The organism is Nostoc sp. C052, from assembly GCF_013393905.1.
GTDB lineage: Bacteria > Cyanobacteriota > Cyanobacteriia > Cyanobacteriales > Nostocaceae > Nostoc.
Window position 1 is genome coordinate 3,627,950 of the sequence record NZ_CP040272.1, and the last position, 22,019, is coordinate 3,649,968.

Annotated in this window: 15 protein-coding genes; all 15 read left to right on the plus strand. The window is 40.0% G+C overall.

The features are described 5' to 3' along the window. The first annotated feature begins 43 nt into the window (after positions 1–43). The 15 genes from FD723_RS14815 (at position 44) to hepA (ending at position 21,876) form a co-directional block, all read left to right on the plus strand. A complete protein-coding gene (locus FD723_RS14815; RefSeq protein WP_179065983.1) occupies positions 44–2,212 on the plus strand; it encodes a tetratricopeptide repeat protein in 2,169 nt (722 codons plus the stop codon). Between the two features lie 480 nt (positions 2,213–2,692). Continuing rightward, on the plus strand, positions 2,693–3,466 hold the full coding sequence (gene rfbF, locus FD723_RS14820) for a glucose-1-phosphate cytidylyltransferase (RefSeq protein ID WP_179065984.1): 774 nt from the start codon (positions 2,693–2,695) through the stop codon (positions 3,464–3,466). A gap of 181 nt (positions 3,467–3,647) precedes the next feature. Beyond that, a complete protein-coding gene (lhgO, locus tag FD723_RS14825; protein WP_179065985.1) occupies positions 3,648–4,862 on the plus strand; it encodes an L-2-hydroxyglutarate oxidase in 1,215 nt (404 codons plus the stop codon). 452 nt (positions 4,863–5,314) lie between these two features. After that, positions 5,315–6,343 (plus strand): NAD(P)-dependent oxidoreductase, encoded by a 1,029-nt coding sequence (locus FD723_RS14830; RefSeq protein ID WP_179065986.1) that lies wholly within the window; start codon positions 5,315–5,317, stop codon positions 6,341–6,343. Between the two features lie 184 nt (positions 6,344–6,527). Beyond that, positions 6,528–7,796 (plus strand): class I SAM-dependent methyltransferase, encoded by a 1,269-nt coding sequence (locus FD723_RS14835; RefSeq protein WP_179065987.1) that lies wholly within the window; start codon positions 6,528–6,530, stop codon positions 7,794–7,796. Positions 7,797–7,979: 183 nt separating this feature from the next. After that, positions 7,980–8,933 carry a glycosyltransferase family 2 protein gene (locus tag FD723_RS14840; RefSeq protein ID WP_179065988.1) on the plus strand — a complete coding sequence of 318 codons (954 nt, stop codon included), beginning with the start codon at positions 7,980–7,982 and terminating at the stop codon, positions 8,931–8,933. A gap of 89 nt (positions 8,934–9,022) precedes the next feature. Further along, positions 9,023–10,030: a glycosyltransferase family 2 protein gene (locus FD723_RS14845; RefSeq protein WP_179065989.1), complete on the plus strand. Its 1,008-nt coding sequence runs from the start codon at positions 9,023–9,025 to the stop codon at positions 10,028–10,030. Between the two features lie 42 nt (positions 10,031–10,072). Continuing rightward, on the plus strand, positions 10,073–10,918 hold the full coding sequence (locus FD723_RS14850) for a phytanoyl-CoA dioxygenase (RefSeq protein WP_179065990.1): 846 nt from the start codon (positions 10,073–10,075) through the stop codon (positions 10,916–10,918). A gap of 135 nt (positions 10,919–11,053) precedes the next feature. Beyond that, positions 11,054–11,611, plus strand: coding sequence for a dTDP-4-dehydrorhamnose 3,5-epimerase (gene rfbC, locus FD723_RS14855; protein ID WP_179065991.1), 558 nt, complete (start codon positions 11,054–11,056; stop codon positions 11,609–11,611). A gap of 196 nt (positions 11,612–11,807) precedes the next feature. Then, a complete protein-coding gene (locus tag FD723_RS14860) occupies positions 11,808–13,034 on the plus strand; it encodes a glycosyltransferase (protein ID WP_179065992.1) in 1,227 nt (408 codons plus the stop codon). A 236-nt stretch (positions 13,035–13,270) separates the two neighbouring features. Further along, on the plus strand, positions 13,271–14,584 hold the full coding sequence (locus tag FD723_RS14865; RefSeq protein ID WP_179065993.1) for an NAD(P)H-dependent oxidoreductase: 1,314 nt from the start codon (positions 13,271–13,273) through the stop codon (positions 14,582–14,584). 302 nt (positions 14,585–14,886) lie between these two features. Continuing rightward, entirely contained in the window at positions 14,887–15,987 is a 1,101-nt protein-coding gene (locus tag FD723_RS14870; RefSeq protein WP_179065994.1) for a glycosyltransferase, read from the plus strand. A gap of 125 nt (positions 15,988–16,112) precedes the next feature. Then, positions 16,113–18,344 (plus strand): polysaccharide biosynthesis tyrosine autokinase, encoded by a 2,232-nt coding sequence (locus FD723_RS14875; RefSeq protein ID WP_179065995.1) that lies wholly within the window; start codon positions 16,113–16,115, stop codon positions 18,342–18,344. Positions 18,345–19,087: 743 nt separating this feature from the next. Then, complete coding sequence (hepC, locus tag FD723_RS14880) at positions 19,088–19,816, plus strand: heterocyst development glycosyltransferase HepC (protein ID WP_179065996.1); 729 nt, start codon at positions 19,088–19,090, stop codon at positions 19,814–19,816. A 209-nt stretch (positions 19,817–20,025) separates the two neighbouring features. Further along, positions 20,026–21,876 carry a heterocyst formation ABC transporter subunit HepA gene (hepA, locus tag FD723_RS14885; RefSeq protein ID WP_179065997.1) on the plus strand — a complete coding sequence of 617 codons (1,851 nt, stop codon included), beginning with the start codon at positions 20,026–20,028 and terminating at the stop codon, positions 21,874–21,876. Positions 21,877–22,019 lie beyond the last annotated feature (143 nt).

Consider the following 22,019-nt stretch of genomic DNA (forward strand, 5'->3'; position numbering starts at 1 on the left):
AGGTTTCTCATCTTAAATAACTCCCGTTAGCGGTAATTTCATTATGCAGGTACTACGTTGTTCCCCTAGAAAAGAAATCCTCAGCCTCAATGTCAGTTTGGGGCGTGGCGGTGAAGCTTGTGTTTACACAGTGCCATCCGATAACAACTTGGTGGCGAAGATTTACCACAAGCCAACCACAGCCCATGCTGATAAACTCCAGGCGATGCTTGCCAACCCGCCAGAAAACCCAACGGCTAGTTTGGGGCATATCTCTATCGCTTGGCCAGAGGATTTATTACGGGCGGCGGATGGCAAAAATAGCATCCTGGGTTTTTTGATGCCACGCATTCAAGGGATGCGTCCAATCATCGACTTTTACAACCCCAGAACCCGTCGCCAACACTGCCCTCTATTCAACTATCAGTACCTGCTCCGCACGGCGCGTAACCTAGCGGCGGCTTTTGCAGCTTTGCACGCTAGTGGATATTGTATTGGTGATGTGAACGAGTCTAATATTCTCGTCAGTGACACCGCACTGGTGACTTTGATAGACACAGACTCTTTCCAAGTAACCGACCCAAACAACAATGTTGTTTATCGCTGTCCAGTAGGTAAACCAGAGTTTACTCCACCAGAACTACAGAATAAAACTTTTGCCCAACACGATCGCGAAATCTCTCACGATTTATTTGGGTTAGCGGTGCTAGTCTTTCAACTCTTAATGGAAGGCACTCACCCATTTTCGGGAATATTTCAAGGTGCGATTGAGCCACCACCATACGAAGCACGCATTGCATCGGGTCATTTCACTTACAGCGAAAAGCGCTACGTACCCTACTTACCGACACCCATTGCACCCCCTTGGGAAATTCTTCATCCCGGCTTACAAGAGCTATTTATCCGTTGTTTTGAAGAGGGTCACAACAACCCACAACTGCGCCCCAGTGCCCAAACTTGGCTCTCAGTAATCGCTGAAGCCGAAGATTCCCTGATTACCTGCACGACAAATCCCCAGCATCGCTACAACAACCACATGCGTAGCTGTCCGTGGTGTGAGCGTACCGTGCGATTAGGTGGACGCGACCCCTTTCCATCACATCGGGCTATAGAAGCTAGAGAACATTTACAACCACGAATCAAACCGAGAAAAAACTACACCCAGACACCGCGTTTTCCACAGCGTGGGATGTCACCGCAGCTAAGTAATTACTGGCAACCAGTAATTACCCCTAGCGGTTCATCTTATAAACCTTCCAAGAAGTCAAAATTGTATCCGGTTGTTTTCTGCTTGCTGGGTTTTGGTTTATTGGGATATGCGGACTTAATGATTAAATTTACTCAGCCGTTGGTTTCCCAAAATGCCTACACCCAACAAACCATCAAGTCTCTCAAGCCAAATAATAAACTCAGCTTTGCTGATTCCTATAAGCAAGGTTATATTGCTTACAAAGAGCGAGATTATGACAAAGCAATTGTCAGCTTTACCGAAGCGATTGAACAAGAACCTACACAGGCCAGAGCAATTGTAAATCGTGGTAATGCTCGCTATAACCTGAAAGACTATGAAGGAGCAGTTACAGATTATAGCCAAGCTCTCAAAATCAATCCCAATCAAATCAAAGCTCTGGTCAATCGGGGCAATGCCCGCTATATGCTTGCCGAATATAGCAACGATCCCGATCAAGAGTATAAACTAGCGATCGCTGACTATAATCAGGCTATTGGTCTGGATAAGAATGAAATCGAAGCTTATATCAGACGGGGAATTGTCCGCGCCCAAATGGCTAAATACAGCGGTGAATCTCAACAAGTTTACAAAAGAGCGATCGCTGATTTTACTTACGCCATCAAACTTAATATATCCAAAGCTGAAGCTTACTTTCAGCGGGGTGCTGTCTATTATCAAATTGCTCAATATAGCAGCAATTATGAGCAAGAATATCATCAAGCGATCGCTGATTTTAACCAAGCACTAACCATAAGCCCCAAACTAGCAAAAGCATATCTCAAACGAGGTATGGTTCGCTATGAACTAGCACAATATGGTGGTAGTGAATCTAACAAAAACCAGACAAAAGCTGTCGAAGATATACAGGCATCTGCCAAAATATTTCTTGACCAAAATGACATGGATAATTACCAGCAAGCACTCAGTAACTTGTGTGTAGTCGTAGAAAATAAATGCGATCCTTTATTCCAAGGAGCAAATAATGCGGAAAAAACTAACTAGAAACAAGTAGTTTTTCTTACCTGCATATTTGTGGTTTTGATTGAAAAAATCAAGCCTGACTAGGGTTAGCAGCAGCTAATCCTAGTTGTTCTATTGGTAATATTTTTATTCAATTAATTAAGTAGTTTATTTTCATGTTTAGAGATATTCATACAGCTTTTATATAGAAAAGATTTTAATTTATATTTCCTTTATAATTTTGCCGGAAATTACAGTTAGATTATTGACGGAGAAAAAGAAATCAGAAATCAATTTTCCTCCATCTAAGTGCATCCTCTTCATATCGATAAAGTTAACCAATTTTAGATTTTAGGTTTACGGTTTGGGATTAGTCATTGAACGTCACGAGCGTAAGAGTAGATTTATTACACCCACTTTCAGAACCGGGTATGTACCAAAAAACTCTTGAAATCCAAAATCTGAAATCTGAAATTGGCACGGTCAAATAATTATATCCCTACAAATCTCCGAGGTAATTGCATGAAAGCGGTGATTTTGGCTGGAGGTCTTGGTACACGCCTCAGTGAAGAAACTAGTATCAGACCCAAGCCGATGGTTGAAATTGGTGGTAAGCCAATTCTCTGGCACATCATGAAAACTTACTCAGCCCACGGCATTAATGACTTCATTATTTGTTGTGGTTACAAAGGTTACATCATTAAAGAGTATTTTGCTAACTACTTTTTACACATGTCGGATGTTACCTTTGACATGCGTTTTAACCAGATGAATGTGCATTCTGGTTATGCAGAACCCTGGCGTGTCACCTTAGTAAATACGGGTGATAATACCATGACAGGCGGACGCTTAAAGCGAATCAGCGAGCATCTTGGTAATGAGACTTTTTGCTTTACCTATGGTGATGGTGTAAGTAATATTAATATCACAGAGCTAGTTAACTTTCACAAACAGCAAAAGAGCTTAGGAACACTCACAGCCGTTCAACCAGCCGGGCGTTTTGGTGCTATTTCTTTAGGATATGAGCAAACCAAAATCACCAGCTTTCGGGAAAAACCCGAAGGTGATGGAGCTTGGATTAATGGCGGTTATTTTGTGTTAGAACCAGAAGTAATCAACTTAATTGCTGATGACTCTACAGTGTGGGAGCAAGAGCCATTAGAAAAGCTAGCTGATATGGAACAGCTATCTGCTTTCAGACATGATGGATTTTGGCAACCAATGGACACCTTACGCGATAAAAACTATCTCGAAGGGCTGTGGAAAAACAATCAGGCTCCTTGGAAGGTATGGTAAGGGAACTGGGGACTGGGGAAGGTGGGGCCCCCTCTGGGGATAAGGGGTAATGGGGATTGGGAAGATTTGAATGAAGATTCACATCCCAACCAAATCTTACTCATATTTTCTTACCCAGTATCCAGTACCCAATCCCAAATAACTTTATGTATTTACTGTAATTTGAAGTGCGATAATACTAATGTATGATTTTGCGATTATCGGTGGGGGAATAGTTGGACTCTCGACAGCGTTGGCTTTAGGAAAACGCTATCCCAATGCCCGGATTTTAGTACTAGAAAAAGAGAGTCAATGGGCATTTCACCAAACAGGCAATAATAGTGGAGTAATTCATTCTGGTATTTACTACAAACCAGGAAGTTTCAAAGCTAAATTTTGTCGTGATGGTTCTCGCTCAATGGTAGAATTTTGCCAAGAGCATGGAATTGACCATGACGTTTGTGGGAAAGTGATTGTCGCAACTGAAGAACAAGAGCTACCACGCTTAGAAAATCTCTACAAACGCGGCTTAGACAATGGCATAGAAGTCCAGAGAATCAGCCCCGAAGAAGTCAAGGAAATTGAACCTCACGTAAGATGTGTAGGTGGAATTCGGGTATCCTCAACTGGCATTGTTAATTACAAGCAAGTTTGTTTGAAATATGTCCAGCTAATTCAACAGCAGGGTGGGGATTTACACCTCAATACAAAAGTCCTGAAAATCTCTCCAAGTGGTAAAAATCAGGTATTGCAAACAAACAAAGGTAACTTTGAAACCCGTTTTGTAATTAATTGTACTGGATTGCATAGCGATCGCACCGCCAAACTAGGTCAAGTTGAACCCCAAGCCAAAATTGTCCCATTCCGGGGAGAATATTACGAACTCACCCCAGAAAAACGCTATCTGGTAAAGACACTAATTTACCCAGTTCCCAATCCAGATTTCCCCTTCTTGGGTGTCCACTTCACCCGGATGATTGATGGTAGCGTCCATGCAGGGCCAAACGCGGTTCTATCGCTCAAACGCGAAGGTTACAAAAAAACTGACTTTGACTTACGGGATTTTCTGGAAGTTATCACCTATCCAGGTTTTTGGAAGTTAGCAGCCAAACACGCTGATGAAGGCATCCAAGAAATTATTCGTTCCTTTAGCAAAGCAGCGTTCACCAGAAGTTTGCAAAAACTAATTCCCGAAGTTCAAGCAGAAGACTTAGTTCCCACCCATGCAGGTGTTCGCGCTCAAGCCTTAATGAACGATGGCAAGCTTGTAGACGACTTTTTGATTGTTTCTGGTCAAAATTCCATTCATGTTTGCAATGCTCCTTCTCCGGCTGCCACATCTTCTCTAGAAATTGGCAAAGCGCTTGTGGCAGAAATTCCGCAACTTTCCCATCTAAATAGTGTGGTAACTGCATAGATAACATCGTTATTATTTCCGGGACTGTTGAACTAAGGGATGAATCTTGTATAGTGAGCATCTTTTCTCTACCTGCCTAGAAATACAAGAGACTGGTAAGATACCCATCCCACAAGATAAAAAGTGTAGTGCATCAATTAAGAACCGCTATAGAGTGCTGCTACCCAATAGGTAAGCCTGCAAAGTACGTAATGACTGTTAGCCGAATTATACATAGCGCTTCTGGTTTTAGTCCAATGACCTAACCCCCAACCCCTTCCCTACAAGGGAATGGGAGTAAGATTCAAAGCCTCTCTCCTCTTAGGAGAGAGGAATGGAAGTGAGGTCGAGTTATTGCATACAAACGAAAAATATAGCGGTTCCCTCTTAGATGCAACACCCTATAGGGCGAATATCTGTGCGTCCCTCCTAAACAAAGAATTTAACTCATCAATACACAGGAATTAACCACAATGAAAATATTAGTAACTGGCACAGAAGGCTATCTAGGTTCGTTATTACCCCCTCTATTAATTGAACGAGGACATGAAGTTATTGGTCTAGATACCGGCTTCTATAAGGTTGGTTGGCTGTACAACGCTAGTGGCGTGACACCCAAAACCCTCAACAAAGATATCCGCAACATCACCCCTGATGATTTGGAAGGTATTGAAGCCATAGTCCACATGGCGGAACTCTCCAACGACCCAGCCGGACAATTAGCACCAAATATTACCTACGAAATTAATCATGTCGGTTCAGTTCGTCTGGCTAGTCTGGCTAAGGCTATGGGTGTGCGTCGTTTCGTATATATGTCTTCGTGCAGTGTCTACGGTGTTGCTACCGCAGGTGATGTCACAGAAGAATCCCCAGTTAATCCTCAAACAGCCTACGCAGAATGCAAAACTCTCGTAGAAAGAGATGTCAGACCACTCGCTGACGATGACTTCTCTCCCACCTTTATGCGGAATGCTACAGCCTTTGGTGCTTCTCCCAGAATGCGTTTTGATATTGTTTTAAACAACTTAGCAGGGTTGGCATGGACTAGCAAAGAAATCAAAATGATTAGTGATGGTACACCTTGGCGGCCATTAGTCCACGCATTGGATATTTGCAAAGCCATAGTCTGCACCTTAGAAGCACCACGCGACATTGTACATAACCAAATCTTCAACGTGGGAGATACAGCAAACAATTATCGCGTCAAAGAAATTGCGGAAATTATTGCAGATATTTTCCCCGATTGTAAATTGTCTTTCGGTGACAACGGCGCAGATAACCGCAGCTATCGCGTATCCTTCGAGAAAATCAACACAATCCTACCCGGATTTAAGTGTGATTGGAATGCTCGACTTGGTGCCCAGCAGCTATTTGATTTATTTAGCCAAATACACATGGCTGAAGATACTTTCTTGTTTAGAGGATTTACTCGCTTAAAACAGCTAGAGTATCTGATTCGGACAGAGCAAATTGACAAAGATTTCTTCTGGAATAAAAAGTAGTTAGAGTTAGCTATTAGTGTGTAAACAAAAATTTAATTGTAGGAAATAGTCGTAATTCCTGTTTTATAAGTCAGGTATAAATTGCGAAACTACAAGAATAAATTATACATACTAATAGCAACACAGAAAGGTTTTTAGACCTATTTCATCCATCAAATTATTTGCAATCAGTGACTTGAAAATTATGGCGATCGCAAAATGTCGTTTTAGTGGTCAACCTCTGCATCAAACCTTTATTGATCTAGGAATGTCACCTTTAGCCAATGCTTATCTTCGAGCAGAACAGCTAAATAATGCCGAAAAGTTTTATCCTCTCCATGCTTATGTTTCTGAAGACACTCTCCTAGTTCAATTAGAACAGTTTGAAACTCCAGATCATATTTTTAGTGACTATGCTTATTTTTCTTCTTACTCGGTCAGTTGGCTAAAACATGCTAAAGCCTACACCGATATGATGGTAGAAAAATTCAACTTTAATCATCATAATCAAGTTATTGAAATTGCCAGTAACGACGGCTACTTACTGCAATATTTTTTAGAGAAAGGAATTCCCGTTTTAGGCATAGAACCAGCGGCAAATATTGCCAAGGTTGCTGAAGACAGAGGCATTCCTAGTATCAACAAGTTTTTTGGAGTCGAAACAGCCAAAGAACTCGTGATACAAGGAAAACTAGCTGACCTTTTGATCGGTAATAATGTTTTAGCTCATGTACCTGATCTAAACGATTTCATCGCTGGGATGAAACTCATCCTCAAGCCTAATGGCATTTTGACGATGGAGTTTCCTCACATCTTACAACTGATTCAAAAAAATCAGTTTGATACGATTTATCATGAGCATTTTTCTTACTTCTCATTCCTGACTATTGAGAAAATTTTTGCAGCACACAATTTGCAACTTTTTGACGTAGAAGAATTATCAACTCATGGTGGTTCACTAAGAATTTATGCCAAACATAACTCCGCCGATCATATCAGCATTAGTGAACGAGTTAGCCATTTGAAAGCTAAGGAAATTGCTGCTGGACTACATCGTATGGAGACTTACATTACATTTGGAGAAAAAGCCAAAGAAACAAAGCATAAGCTATTAAATTTTCTCTTAAAAGCTAAAGCAGAAGGTAAATCAATCGCTGGCTATGGCGCACCAGCTAAAGGCAATACATTGCTGAATTACTGTGGAATTGGAAAAGATTTTATTGATTACACAGTAGATTCCAATCCTTATAAACAGGGACTATTTTTACCTGGTACTCATATTCCTATCTTTGAACCAGATAAAATCCGTGAAACCAAACCAGATTATGTCCTAATTTTACCTTGGAATCTCAAGGAAGAAATTATGGAACAAATGGCATTTATTGGTGAATGGGGTGGACAGTTTGTCGTACCCATTCCTGAAGTAAAAATTTATCCCTGTCCTATTCCGGATAGGCTTTTAATAGCGTCGTAATTACTAAAGAGAAGCAAAAACGCCTCTTATTACTAATAATTTAATTTTTTTGAGTAATTAAAAGGCGCATCTCTTATAAAAATTATGTCGTCAAATCGCAAAGAAATAAATTGCAAAGCAGCTTTTTAATTATCTAAACTGCTGTTAATACTGGTTCTTCTTAACTACAGAGTTGAGCTTAATATGAATAAATTGCTGACCATTGCCATCCCAACATTCAATCGCGCCCAGCTTTTAGATAAACAACTTACTTGGTTAGCCAAATCTATTAAAGGCTTTGAGTCTGACTGTGAAATCTTTATTTCTGATAACTGCTCTACAGACAATACTCAAGAAATAATTAAAAAGTGGCAGATAATTCTCAGTAATGTAAAATTTACGTCCAACAAAAATAGTAAAAATATTGGCGTAATGGGTAATATTGCTTGTTGTTTAAAAGCCCCAACTAGTAAATATATTTGGACAATTGGTGATGACGATCCAATCCAGGAAAGAACTTTAGAGTATGTGCTAACAACACTAAAAAAACATGCAGATTTAGCACTAATGTTTTTAAATTTCTCCGGTCGTCAAAAACGAACGGGTCAACTTGTTGTAGAACGCTGGTTGAATAGTGATAACGACGAACTAAGAGTTGATGGTAAAACTGTATTTCAAAGTTATCTTAATGAAAACTTTGGTGGTGTACTTTTTATATCAGCAGCAATTTATCGCACAGATTTAGTCAAACGCGCTTTACAAAAGTGGCCATCTGCTACTAGTAATTGGGCATCTCAAGCATATTGGACTGCATTTTGTGCTGCTCATGGAAGTGTCATTATTACTAAAGACACTTATTTAGAATGTACTATGGGCGCTAGTCTTTTGGATCTCGATCCAACATGGAACTTTAGAATGCGATATGCGTTCATACCTGAAGTTTATATAAAACTACTAAAGGTAGGGTATCCTCATAAGTTTTGTCAGAAAATGATTTGGCAGAATTTTCAACAAAAAACTGACTTGAAAATCTTATTAGGTGCTTTAAAACGTTGGCCTTTCTTGACAATCAAAATATTTATTCCTTACCTAAGTTTTTTAAGTATATCAGCTTGGGCAATTCTTTTTCCACCTAAACAGCTAGAGAATAGCCTGTAGCTTAGTGTGTTAATTGCCAAGTTACGGTTAATAATAGTTCTTGGCGATAACCACTCATATATCAATTTTATTAACTACTATTTCTTACCATGTCTAAATTACTGACCATTGCTATACCCACTTATAATCGTGCTGAGTTACTTGATAAACAGTTAGCCTGGCTAGCTAAAACTATCAAAGGTTTTGAAGATGATTGTGAAATTTTAGTTTCTGATAATTGTTCTACAGACAATACTCAAGAGGTAATTAAAAAATGGCAAGTAATACTTAGCAATATCATATTTAAATCAAATAAAAATCCTAAGAACTTAGGCGTTGTCAAAAATATCATGTATTGCCTAAATTCTACAACAACAAAATATGTTTGGACAATTGGTGATGATGATCCGATTCAAGATAGAGCTATTGCTTATGTAATTAGCAAGCTCAAACAATATGAAGATTTATCATTATTATTTCTCAATTTTTCCGGTCGCAACCAAATTACTGGTGAACCAGTTCATCCACCCACAATTGTTGGTAATCGCTGGTTTGATATAGATAGTGAAGAAGGTGAGGGTGATGGTAAAGCTATATTTGAGCATTGTTTCTCAAAAAGTGTCGGTGCAGTAATTTTTCTGACTGCTACAATCTACCGCACTGATTTAGTAAAATGCGCTCTCCAAAATTGGCAAGATGCTGAGAATAACTGGATATCTTTAGCATATTTAGCTGGGTATTGTGCTGCTAATGGTCGTGTAATTGTCACGAAAGAGACTTATTTAGAATGTGTTGTTGGTGTTAGTTATTGGCAGAAAGAGCCAAAGTCTGCACTGTTAATGCAATACAAACACATACCCGAAGTGATTTTGAAATTGGAGCAGAGTGGATATTCTAAGCAGTTTTGTCGGCGGATGCTGTTGCAAAACGGCAAAGAAGTCAACTTGAAAGTTTTCTTGGGTGCTTTAAGAAGATGGCCTATGTCAGCAATCAAGACAGTAGTTCCATTTTTAGCTTTAGTCAGTTTGTGTGCTTTTGACGTGATGATTTCTAAAGAATTTAGTTTAGCAGAATCAGGTGAAATATCTACTCAAGAAGTACAGAGCTATAAACCATAATCTATTGATAGATTTACATCAAAACTAGAAGGAATTGACACCATGTTTAGTGTAATTAAACGCAAAATATCTACACTATCTTCTGACTTAGAATATTATCTAGCACTTTGGAAGCATAGCAAAAATCTGCCAGCATTGGAAGGGCGCGATCGCAAGATCCTTAATGCTCTCAAAAAAGATGGCGTTTATATCACAACCCTGGCAGATTTAGAGTTAAACTCTAGCTCAGAACTGCTCAAAGCTTCTTACCATCAATTGTCTCAGATGGACAATCCCAACAACGACCATCTAGATGAAAAGTTACCACAAATTTCTACAGTTACAGGCTTACCAGAATTTTATGCCTGGGGAATGGAGAAAAGGCTACTCAATATAATCGAAAATTATATTGGTCTTCCTATTGCTTTTCATGGTGTACATTTACGCAAAGATTTCAAGAGCAAACATCAGTTTGGTACATTACTATGGCATAGCGATGCCGAAGACCGTCGCATTATCAAAATCTTCATTTACTTGAGTGATGTAGAAGAAAAAACTGGGCCTTTTCAATACATTCCCCGTTCTTTAACTCCCTTCTTTAGTTGGAATTATATTCAGCTTTTCTACAAACTTTGGAAGTCAGGCTATATGGGCATCGATGATGAAGAAGTAAAACCAGTCATCCCCAAATCAGCTTGGAAATCCTGCCCAGGCCCAGCCGGTACCGTCATTATTGTAGATACGAAAAATGCTTTGCATCACGGTACAGTCCGCACAGAAGACCGTTCAGCGCTATTCTTTTGTTACACCGCTAACCCTCCCGAAAGACCAGACCTCTGCACCCAATACTGGGATGATACTTATCCCAGAGCAGAGTTACGTTCTGCATCAGATGTAATGTCTGTTTAGGAACTAATTATTTCCTGTAGGGTGGGCATCTTCTTGGTTACTGGGCGGGCGAGACGCCCACCCCACAAATATTTCTTGGAAATCCTTTAATCTGCGGACGTTCTAAGACTCAACATTCACCTCAAAGGAATTATCATGATTTTCACTGAAACCGCACTCAAAGATGCATTCATTATTGACTTAGAAGAAAAACCAGACCATCGTGGTTTTTTTGCTCGGTCTTTCTGCGCTCAAGAATTTGAAGCACATGGATTAAAGCCAACAGTTGCTCAATGTAACCTGTCTTTTAACTACAAAAAAGGCACTATCCGAGGAATGCACTATCAAATTCTGCCAGCAGCAGAAACAAAATTAATTCGTTGTACTAAAGGTGCAATTTATGACGTAATTATTGATATGCGTCCAGAATCTCCCAGCTTTTTATCACACATTGGTGTAGAGCTAACTCCAGAAAATCGCCGCGCTTTGTATGTTCCAGAAATGTTTGCTCATGGCTATCAAGCCCTGACAGATGAGACGGAAGTTGTATATCAAGTAGGTGAATTTTACACCCCAGGATATGAAAGAGGTTTACGCTATGACGACCCATTTTTTAACATTGATTGGCCTCTAGATGTGACTGAAATCTCTGAGAAAGATTTAAATTGGCCTTTGTTGAGAATGATGACTGTTGGTGGTACAGCTTCCAGATAAATTTAAACTCTTTATCTACACCTCCATCTGATACCATTTCTTTTTTTCTTTCTTTCTTTCTTTCTTTCTTTGTGTACTTTGCGCCCTTTGCGGTAGCCTGCGGCAAGCCGCTCTGCGTCTACGTTCCTCATATAGTTTGGTGCATCTTCATACTAATTCTGTATGAAGAAAAAATAATTAACTTAGGTAGAAATAAATGCCAAATAATATTCTATCTCGTGTTGGAAATACTATCTCTTTTGTCTCCAACAAAGTCCAAGCTCGGATCAATTACGCTAAGACATTACAGGTTGTTTCCCTAAAGCCTAAACAGCCTTCTAAAGGAAATGTACTTCTTTCTTATCGGATTGAACCATTTCTCATCAAACCAGGTCAGCCTGTGCCCAATGACCAGAGTTGGAACTGGGAATGTCTACTAATCGCCCAAACTTTTTTAGACATGGGCTATAACGTTGACGTTATCCAATTCCACAATGATAAATTCGTTCCTCAAAAAGACTACGCATTTTTCATTGATATCCGTCATCGTCTAGAAGCGCTTGCACCAAAGCTGAATAAAGATTGCATCAAAATTTTCCATGTTGACATTGCTAATATGATTTTTCGCAATGCAGCAGAATGCAACAGACTTCTAGAACTTCAACAGCGCCGAGGAATTACCTTACGTCCACAGCGATTTGAAACGCCCAATTTAGGAATTGAATATGCCGATTACGCCACCATATTAGGCAACAATTTCACAGTTGATACATTCAAATATGCGAACAAACCAATGTATCGTATTCCCATTTCTTCGTCACTCGTTTATCCTTCTCCTGAAGAGAAAAACTTTGATGCGGTAAGAAAGAATTTTATCTGGTTTGGTGGTAGCGCTTTAGTTCTCAAAGGATTAGACTTGGTTTTAGATGCCTTTGCCCAAATGCCGGAATACCATTTAACAGTTTGTGGCCCGGTAAGTAATGACAAAGAGTTTGAGCAAGCTTTCTATAAAGAACTATACGAAACACCAAACATCCATACTTATGGTTGGATTGATGTTAGTAGCCCTGACTTTTTAAAGATTACAAATAATTGTTTGGGACTTGTTTATCCTTCTGTTTCTGAGGGACAGGCAGGTGCAGTAATTACTAGTTTACAAGCCGGCTTAATTCCGATTTTAAGCTATGAATCTGGTGTGGATGTTCATGATTTTGGTGTGATTTTTGATAACCTTTCCCTTGAAGAAATTCAGGCGAAAGTTAGAAGTATTTCCAATTTACCTGCTGAAGACCTCAAGCTGATGTCTCAGAAGGCATGGGAATACGCAAGAGCAAATCATACTAAAGAAAAGTTTGCTCAAGCCTACAGAAATGCTGTGGAGCAAATTATCGAAAATCACAGCCAGAAAAAACATACATCTAGCAAACAACTGGTTAGCATTTAGCCCTGGGGATTAGAAATCGCGGCTATACAAACCAAGTCCGCCTGCGCGGACTGAGAAAATTAAGGGTTTCAAACCCGCGCAGGCGGGTTTTGCCTGTGTAGCCGTGACTTCTAGTCACTTGGTTTAAGATGTCGCTAACACAAAATGTACTTAATATTTAGCTGTAACAAATTATTAAGTGCAAAATTATCGAGAATTTGTAACACAACAAACAGTTCTAAAAAGGAGTTTAGTTCATGATTATTATCGATCGCGCCTTACAAGCCCGTGCAGCAGCAGGAAATCCTATCAAGGTGGGAATGATTGGTGCTGGTTTTATGGGTCGAGGAATTGCCAACCAAATTGTCAATTCAGTGCCAGGAATGGAGTTAGTTGCTATCTCCAATCGTCAGATTGATGCAGCGAAACAAGCTTATTCGGAAGCCGGAATTGAAGATATTCAAGTTGTTGCAACTGTCAGCGAATTAGAAGATGCGATCGCTAACGGTAAGTATGCAGTCACAGAAGACGCTAAGTTACTGTGTCGGGCCGAGGGGATCGATGCATTAATCGAAGTCACAGGTGCAGTGGAATTTGGCGCTCACATCGTTATGGAAGCGATCGCCCACCGCAAACATGTGATCATGATGAATGCCGAACTCGACGGCACTATTGGCCCCATCCTGAAAGTGTATGCCGACAAAGCAGGCGTCATTCTCAGCGCTTGTGATGGCGATCAGCCAGGGGTACAAATGAACCTTTACCGCTTTGTGAAAAGCATTGGTTTAACTCCGTTATTATGCGGTAACATTAAAGGACTCCAAGACCCTTATCGCAATCCCACCACCCAGGAAGGATTTGCTAAACGTTGGGGTCAAAAGCCCCACATGGTGGCTAGCTTCGCTGACGGAACCAAAATTTCCTTTGAGCAAGCGATCGTTGCCAATGCCACAGGCATGAAAGTTGCCAAACGGGGAATGCTGGGATATAACTTCAACGGTTATGTCGATGAAATGGCCCATATATATGATGTTGAACAACTCAAAGAACTGGGCGGCATTGTCGATTATGTAGTTGGAGCAAAACCAGGCCCAGGCGTATATGTATTTGCCACTCACGACGACCCCAAGCAACAGCACTATCTCAACTTATACAAATTAGGCGAAGGCCCGCTTTACAGTTTCTATACTCCTTATCACCTCTGTCATTTTGAAGTTCCCTTGTCCGTAGCGCGTGCTGTTCTCTTCGGTGATGCCGTTATGTCTCCACTAGCAGGCCCGCTAGTAGATGTTGTCACCACTGCTAAAATCGACCTGAAAGCAGGAGAAACCTTAGATGGCATCGGCTACTACATGACCTACGGACAATGTGAAAATTCCGATATCGTCCAACAGCAAAATCTTCTACCAATCGGTCTAGCTGAAGGGTGTCGCCTCAAACGAGATATTTCTAAAGATCAAGTCCTCACTTATGAGGATGTAGAATTACCCGAAGGCAGACTTTGCGACCAACTACGAGCCGAGCAAAACACCTATTTCGCTCCAGAAAAAATCTTAGTAGCAGTTGGATAATATCGGTTCCAAAAACATTTGCCACAAATGAATTGGCTGTAGGGGTGTACAGCTGCACGCCCGTAATACGTTTCGGATAAGATCCCCCCGCCTGCGGCGACCCCCTTTTTAAGGGGGTAAAAATTACAAAAAGCCCCCCTTAAAAAGGGGGGTTGGGGGGATCTCCGAGGTCCCTACCAACGTATTTGTCGCCAGAATTTCATCAAGAGGATAAGAAGCTATACTGCGGGACACTAAAGTTGTTGATAGTAACTTACTGGGGAGCGTTTAAACAACCCCGATCGAAACTTTAGGTCAAATTCATGAAAATTGCTCTCGTCCACGATTATTTAACCCAGCGAGGTGGGGCAGAGCGTGTGTTTGAACTGCTTTGTAAGCGCTATCCTGAAGCAGATATTTTCACATCTTTGTACGATCCCCAAAAAACTATTGATCTAGGCGATCGCATTGTTAATACAACTTTCTTGCAAAAGATTCCTGGTGCAGCAAAATATTTTAGGTCAATGGCTCCTCTATATTTTCCTGCCTTTCGTGCCTTGGATCTGCAAGACTACGATTTAATTATTAGCAGTAGCACCAGCTTCGCCAAAGCAGTGCGAAAAAACCCCAAGGCTCGCCACATTTGTTTTTGTCATAATGTCACCCGTTTCTTATGGGATACAGCAACCTATTTAAGAGAGTACGGAGACTATAGATATTTTGCTCCTTTAATCGAACAAGTATTTCAATTAATGAGAAAGGTAGACCTGAAATATGCACAGGAGCCTGACCTTTACATTGCTAACTCTAGTGTTGTTGCCCGCCGGATTGAAAATATCTATGGCAAAAAGGCAATGATGGTGAACTATCCAATTGATACTAGTAAATTTGTTTTTTCAGATATAAAAGATGAATATTATCTCGCCTCCGCCCGGATGATCAGTTATAAGCGACTTGATATAATAGTCGAAGCTTTTAACTGGTTAGGGTGGCGGCTATTAATATCTGGTGATGGGCCAGAACAAGCACGGTTAAAATCCAAAGCATTACAAAATATTGTGTTCTTGGGACACGTAAGTGATAGAACCCGCAAAGACTTGTTTTCCAAAGCCAAGTCTATTATTGTCGCAGCCTTAGAAGACTACGGATTAGTACCAGTAGAGGCTAATGCTAGCGGCACACCAGTCATCGCCTATGGAGCCGGTGGAGTATTAGATACTCAAATCCCAGGTGAAACAGGAGTCTTTTTCAAAAGGCAAACACCCGAATCTCTACAAATTGCATTACTAGAAGCCAACGACATTTCTTGGGATTACGATCGCATCCGTAATCATGCAGTAGCAAATTTTTCAGAGAATGCCTTCTTTAGCAAAGTTGAGCAAATTATTAATCAAGCTTGTGGTGTGCATCAATTATTCATTTGATTTCTGAATCTCTTTCCACTATAAGATTACCTATTTCTTTTCTCTCTCGTCGTTAGCGGTTTGTAAAAAAATAGGTATTCTTCGGAGAATCTCTTAGCGTAAATCTCGAAGACAAGGATATAAAAGTGGTTCAAACTAGTCTAAATCCTCAGATAACTTCCGCTTCTGAAAGTGAACCAAGTTACGGACAAATGTTTGCCGTATTTGTGCGGAGATTTCCTTGGTTCTTAGCAGTATTAATTAGTTGTATTGCTATTGCTAGCATAGTAACTGTCAAGACCAAGCCTACTTATAAAAGTTCTATGCAGTTGCTAGTAGAACCTAACTATCAAGGTAAAACGGAAGGTGGTGCTGGGGTAGACAACCAATTTACTGACTCTAATGTGGTCATAGATACTGCTACCCAGCTTAACTTAATGCAAAGTTCAGGACTTATCCAAAAAGCAGTTGATAAACTTCAATCTGATTATCCAGATATAACTTCAGGTGAAATTAAAGCTTCTTTGGTCTTAACTCAATTAAGGAGCAAAGAAGATAATGTTGCTACAAAAATCTTTCAAGTTGAATACACTGCTGGAGATCCAGAAAAAACCCAAAAAGTTCTGGGCGCAATTCGACAAGTTTATGTCGAATATAACAAACAACAACAGAATTCGCGTTTACAAAAAGGTCTGCAAATTATCAGGGAACAGTTAAGTAAAGCCAGTGAAGAAGTAAACGCGGCTGAAACAAATTTACAAAGGTTTCGCAGAAATCAGAACTTAATCGATCCAGAGTCGCAAGCCAAAGCGATTGAAACAGCTTTGAACAATATTGCCCAAGAACGACAAACAACTCGTTCTCAATATGGGGAAGCTTTGGCACGCCAAAAATCTTTAGAAGAACAACTTAACCGTTCTCCTCAAAATGCTCTAGTTGCTTCTCGTTTGAGTCAGTCTACTCGCTATCAAAGCTTACTGAACGAAATCCAAAAAAGCGAACTGGCACTATCACAAGAACGCTTACGCTTTACAGATCAGACTCCAAACGTGCAAAAGCTCAAAGAACAACTTCAGGGACAGAAGGAGTTATTGCAACAAGAGGTAGGCAGAACTTTAGGCGGAAAGTCTTCTGGTGCAATCACTTCGGGAGACTCTCTTCTCGAACGAGGACAGATGGGTGAAATTGATCTTAGTCTTGCCGGTCAGCTAGTGGAAACGCAGACCACTATAGTTGCTTTAACTGCTCGCGATCAAACTTTGGCTCAGAAAGAAAACGAACTACGTTTTGAAATCAAACGTTTCCCACCTCTGTTGGCTTATTACAATCGGATGCTACCGCAGTTGCAATTTAGTCGTGAAAGATTGGAGCAACTTTTAAGAGCAGAACAGCAATTACGGCAAGAACTTTCCAAGGGTGGATTTAATTGGGAAGTGGTGGAAGATCCGCAAAAAGGCGCACAATTAGGCCCTAATCTCCAGCAGAATTTACTGTTAGGTGCTGTGGTTGGGTTAATGTTAGGAGGAATTGCTGCCTTTATTCGGGAATCGGCTGATGATGCAGTTCATACCACTGCTGAATTAGAGAAGCAAATGGCCATGCCGTTGTTGGGAACAACCCCCAAGTTACCGCCAGCCAAACCCAAAGAATCAATGATCAAGTTGCCTTTTGGCAAGCCAGAAGTTCTCGCCCCCTGGACAATTCAGGTATTACAATCTCCACCACGTTGGGAATCGCTGGATCTAATTTACAAAAACATTGAACTTTTAAATACTGTTACTAATTTAAAATCTTTGATGATTACTTCGGCTTTAGCCGATGAAGGTAAATCAGCTTTGGCGTTGGGTTTGGCAATGAGTGCTGCTCGTTTACACAAAAGAGTACTGCTGATTGATGCCAATTTACGCGATCCCAGTTTGCACGAACAACTGAATCTTCCTAATGAACAGGGACTTTCAACTCTATTGGCGAGTGATACAACTCTACCCAACCAAATTAGTCTTCAATACTCAGGTTCCGCTTACATCGATATTTTGACTGCTGGCCCCAAACCTGCCGACCCCGCGAATCTGTTGAGTTCCCCGCGGATGATGCAATTAATGGCAGCATTTGAGGAAAACTATGATTTGGTTCTGATAGATGCTCCCCCAGTTCTGGGCTTAGTCGATGCCATGCTGACTGCATCATCTTGCCGTAGCGTGGTCATGGTGGCAAGCATTGGTATTGTGACACGAAGTCAGCTTACTCAAGCGACAGCTATGCTGAGTAAGTTAAATTTGATTGGGGTTGTAGCTAATGGGGTATCAAACTCTAGTATTAATTACGTACCCAATATCAAACAACAGCAATTAGCTCTACGTCAAGCTGTAGAAAAGTAGATTTCTTGCAAAATTCGGGGTAAAGGGGAAGGGGAAAAGGGTAAAGAAACTCAAAATCCTTTCCCTTTAACCTTTACCCTTTTCCCTAAGAGTGCAAAAACATATTTTTGCAAGAGGTCTAGTAGCTAGTACTGCTAGATGAGAAATCCCCGACTTCTTAGAGAAGTCGGGGATTTTGCGTTTCGTATTTGTAACCAAAATTTCATTTTGTTGCAATCAGGAAAAATTAAGTATATTTATGCTATCTTGATTAGTTTTCAGAGAAATCACTGGCTCTTTAAAGAGTAAATAAAGAATTTATTTGAGCGATCGCTATTTCTACATAGTCTTATATTCTAGAGATTAAAGCACTTCCATAAAGGTTAGAACACAACTGTAGACTAGTTTTGGGCATATCGACACAATGAACACCTTAGCCTAATTAAACATAGATATAAATTTATGGGTAATTTCCCTCTACACTTTACTACTGTCAGTAGTTCCCGGAAAATCATGATTTACCCATGAATGTTAATAGTAGCGGTGACTGCTACATATCTAATTAGTATCTGTCTAATTTGTACATCTCTACACCAGCAGAATTCTGCACAATATATGCTTGGCTGAGTGGTAGATAGTAACATATTTTGCCCTCAATTATCTCCAAAAATTTGGAGTTACAACAAGATTTGGATTTGGGTCTTTGGCATTGATAGCCTTTGATATCTCCTCAGCAATTCACTCCTGTATAATCCCAAAGACTTATGGCAACTTCAATAATTCCAACTCTAGAGAATTTATATGATGTAACCCAGGAACACCAGGATAATCGTGGGTACTGCACACTCCAGTGGCGACGGGATAAGCTTTTGGTAAAGCCGCTTGGACGAGTTAAACAACCATATCTACCTGCATTAGATAGTAAGCGATCGCTAGTAGAATGCTTACAACATTCTCCTGTAAGTTTGGTAAGCATAGATGCAAAACTGGGTGAAACTTTGCTTAGGTTTTGGGCGGATGCGTGTGAAGAAGCTCAAAAACCAATATTTCTCAGCTTACCCGCTAGCAAGAAACTGCCTAACCAACCCTGGAGACAATTACAGCGACTAATTGATTGGATTGCGGCCTTCGTGTTGGTGCTATTAGTAAGTCCAGTCATATTGGGATTGATTGTATTAATGCAGGTTTATTCACCAGGATCAATTTTTTGTCGTGAATGGCGTGTTGGAGAACGGGGTAAATTTTTTCGAGCAATTAAGTTTTGCATAACTACAAAGCACAACATCACAACATTAGGGCGTTGGATGCATAAATATGGTCTTGACAATTTGCCCCAGTTATTTAATGTTCTGCGTGGTGACATGAGTTTGACCGGATCTTGTTGTTGGACTTTGGAAGATGCAGTACAGCTAAATAAACTACCAGAAATTACAGCTTCATGGGAAGTAGAACCACAGTCTCACCTGTTACATCTAGATAGCCAAACACTGTAATTTATCTGTGCGGTAATTGATAATTTCAATTACCGCACTGAGGGTCAAACAAAAATTGTTTATGTAGCATCTATAAAGTAATACGGTTCTAGATAATTGGTCTTTCAAGACGCGATAAACTGCGTTTTTACATTAGGATTTTTGGCTTGTCTGAACTGTATTGATTTCTAGCGGTCTATCTACCTTGTCAAACTATTATTATAAAATTCATGAATTTGAATCTTCCACAACCACTCAGTAATCTGCTCAAAGCTACTAGCTTCTGGCAGGACAATTATTTGATATTGCGAGAATTTAAACACTTTCGCAAAATTGCAATTTTAGCTTTAGTATTCTCGATTTTTGCGGCAACATTTGAAGGTGTAAGTATTGGTTTCTTACTTTCCTTCTTGCAAAGCTTAACCAGTCCCAACGCTCAACCTGTCCAAACAGGAATAGAGTGGTTTGATATTTGGATTTTGGGAGCTAAAGCATCAGCAATTAATCGTTTGTACCGTGTATCTTTGCTAATTTTATTGAGTACTTGGTTACGTGCTGCCTTCAATTATTTTTCTCAAGTCTATACCGAATTATCTCAGTTACATCTTGCCGATCGCTTACGTAAGCAAATTTTTGAACAATTACAATCCTTATCACTCAGTTACTTTGCCAAAACCCGTTCTGGTGAACTAATTAACACAATTACCACAGAAATAGAAAGGATTAGACAAGGTTTCAGTGGCGGAGCGTTTTTAGTAACTAGAGGATTAACAACCTTTGTCTACTTAATATCAATGTTTTTGATATCGTGGCAATTAACAGTAATTTCTGCATTACTATTCACACTTTTAGGTGTGGGGTTGTCAAATCTGAATGCTAGAGTCAGAGAATCAAGTTTTGGCATGACAACTGCTAACGCTAACTTTACATCAACAGCCATAGAATTTATTAATGGCATTCGCACTGTTCACACCTGTGGTACTCAAGAATTTGAGCGTCAGCGTTACTATAAAGCTAGCGACAAAGTAATCAGTACGACAACAAAAGTTGTGTTTACTTGGACACTCGTGAAGCCAATTGCCGAAGGGGTAGCGACTACAGTATTGATCGGAATGATTATTTTGGCTTTCACTAGCCTTGTAACTAACGGAACACTACAAGTTGCTTCTTTACTAACCTTTTTCTTTGTGCTATTTCGCTTCATCCCATTTGTTCAAGATATTAATGGCACGAGAGCATATCTCAGTACTTTGCATGGTTCAGCAGACAACATTAAAAATCTGTTGACAAGTGATAAAAAATATTACTTTCAAAATGGCAAAGTTGAGTTTAAGGGATTAAAAAGGTCAATAGATTTAGTCTCTGTGGATTTTGGCTATGATGAAGAAAATCTAGTCTTGCATAATATTACCCTGACGATTGAAAAGGGAAAAATGACAGCATTAGTTGGAGCGTCGGGTGCTGGTAAAACAACTCTTGCTGATTTAATTCCCCGCTTTTATAATGCTACGGATGGATATCTTTACATCGATGAAGTTGATGTACGCCAGTTTGAAATTAACTCCTTACGTCGCAAAATAGCTGTCGTCAGTCAAGATACTTTTATCTTCAATACTAATGTTTGGCAGAATATTTCTTACGGGACTCCAGAAGCGACTAATGATGAAATTCAAGCAGCAGCTAAACTAGCGAATGCATTAGAATTTATTTTGGAAATGCCCGAAGGTTTTGATACCCAATTAGGAGATAGAGGTGTTAGATTATCTGGAGGACAAAGACAGCGAATTGCTATCGCACGTGCCTTACTTCGGAACCCAGAAATCTTGATTTTAGATGAGGCAACCAGTGCCTTAGATTCGCTATCTGAGCGGTTAATTCAAGATTCTTTAGAAAAACTATCTGTAGGTAAAACAGTAATTGCGATCGCTCACCGTCTTTCTACTATTTCGAAGGCAGATAAAGTTGTAGTTTTAGAACAAGGGCGGATAGTAGAGCAAGGTAAATATCAAGAACTCTTGGAACTCAAAGGTAAGCTTTGGAAATATCATCAAATGCAGTATGAAGTAAGACCATTGGATTAGAAATAATATCCAATCAGCCAAGTACTTGCAACATATTTATCGGCTGTACATATCTACAGCCGTAAATCTCTAACTATGTATCAGTAGTTTTTTAATTAGTAAAAAAGGTTTTTAAATACTTATTTTTAGAGAAAATAAGTGTT

Excerpts from the sequence above, each read along its gene's own strand:
- hepA (WP_179065997.1), top strand. The coding sequence starts at position 20,026 with ATGAATTTGAATCTTCCACAACCACTCAGTAATCTGCTCAAAGCTACT.
- rfbF (WP_179065984.1), top strand. The coding sequence starts at position 2,693 with ATGAAAGCGGTGATTTTGGCTGGAGGTCTTGGTACACGCCTCAGTGAA.
- lhgO (WP_179065985.1), top strand. The coding sequence starts at position 3,648 with ATGTATGATTTTGCGATTATCGGTGGGGGAATAGTTGGACTCTCGACA.
- FD723_RS14870 (WP_179065994.1), top strand. The coding sequence starts at position 14,887 with ATGAAAATTGCTCTCGTCCACGATTATTTAACCCAGCGAGGTGGGGCA.
- FD723_RS14835 (WP_179065987.1), top strand. The coding sequence starts at position 6,528 with ATGGCGATCGCAAAATGTCGTTTTAGTGGTCAACCTCTGCATCAAACC.
- hepC (WP_179065996.1), top strand. The coding sequence starts at position 19,088 with ATGGCAACTTCAATAATTCCAACTCTAGAGAATTTATATGATGTAACC.
- FD723_RS14860 (WP_179065992.1), top strand. The coding sequence starts at position 11,808 with ATGCCAAATAATATTCTATCTCGTGTTGGAAATACTATCTCTTTTGTC.
- rfbC (WP_179065991.1), top strand. The coding sequence starts at position 11,054 with ATGATTTTCACTGAAACCGCACTCAAAGATGCATTCATTATTGACTTA.
- FD723_RS14815 (WP_179065983.1), top strand. The coding sequence starts at position 44 with ATGCAGGTACTACGTTGTTCCCCTAGAAAAGAAATCCTCAGCCTCAAT.
- FD723_RS14840 (WP_179065988.1), top strand. The coding sequence starts at position 7,980 with ATGAATAAATTGCTGACCATTGCCATCCCAACATTCAATCGCGCCCAG.
- FD723_RS14850 (WP_179065990.1), top strand. The coding sequence starts at position 10,073 with ATGTTTAGTGTAATTAAACGCAAAATATCTACACTATCTTCTGACTTA.
- FD723_RS14830 (WP_179065986.1), top strand. The coding sequence starts at position 5,315 with ATGAAAATATTAGTAACTGGCACAGAAGGCTATCTAGGTTCGTTATTA.
- FD723_RS14865 (WP_179065993.1), top strand. The coding sequence starts at position 13,271 with ATGATTATTATCGATCGCGCCTTACAAGCCCGTGCAGCAGCAGGAAAT.
- FD723_RS14845 (WP_179065989.1), top strand. The coding sequence starts at position 9,023 with ATGTCTAAATTACTGACCATTGCTATACCCACTTATAATCGTGCTGAG.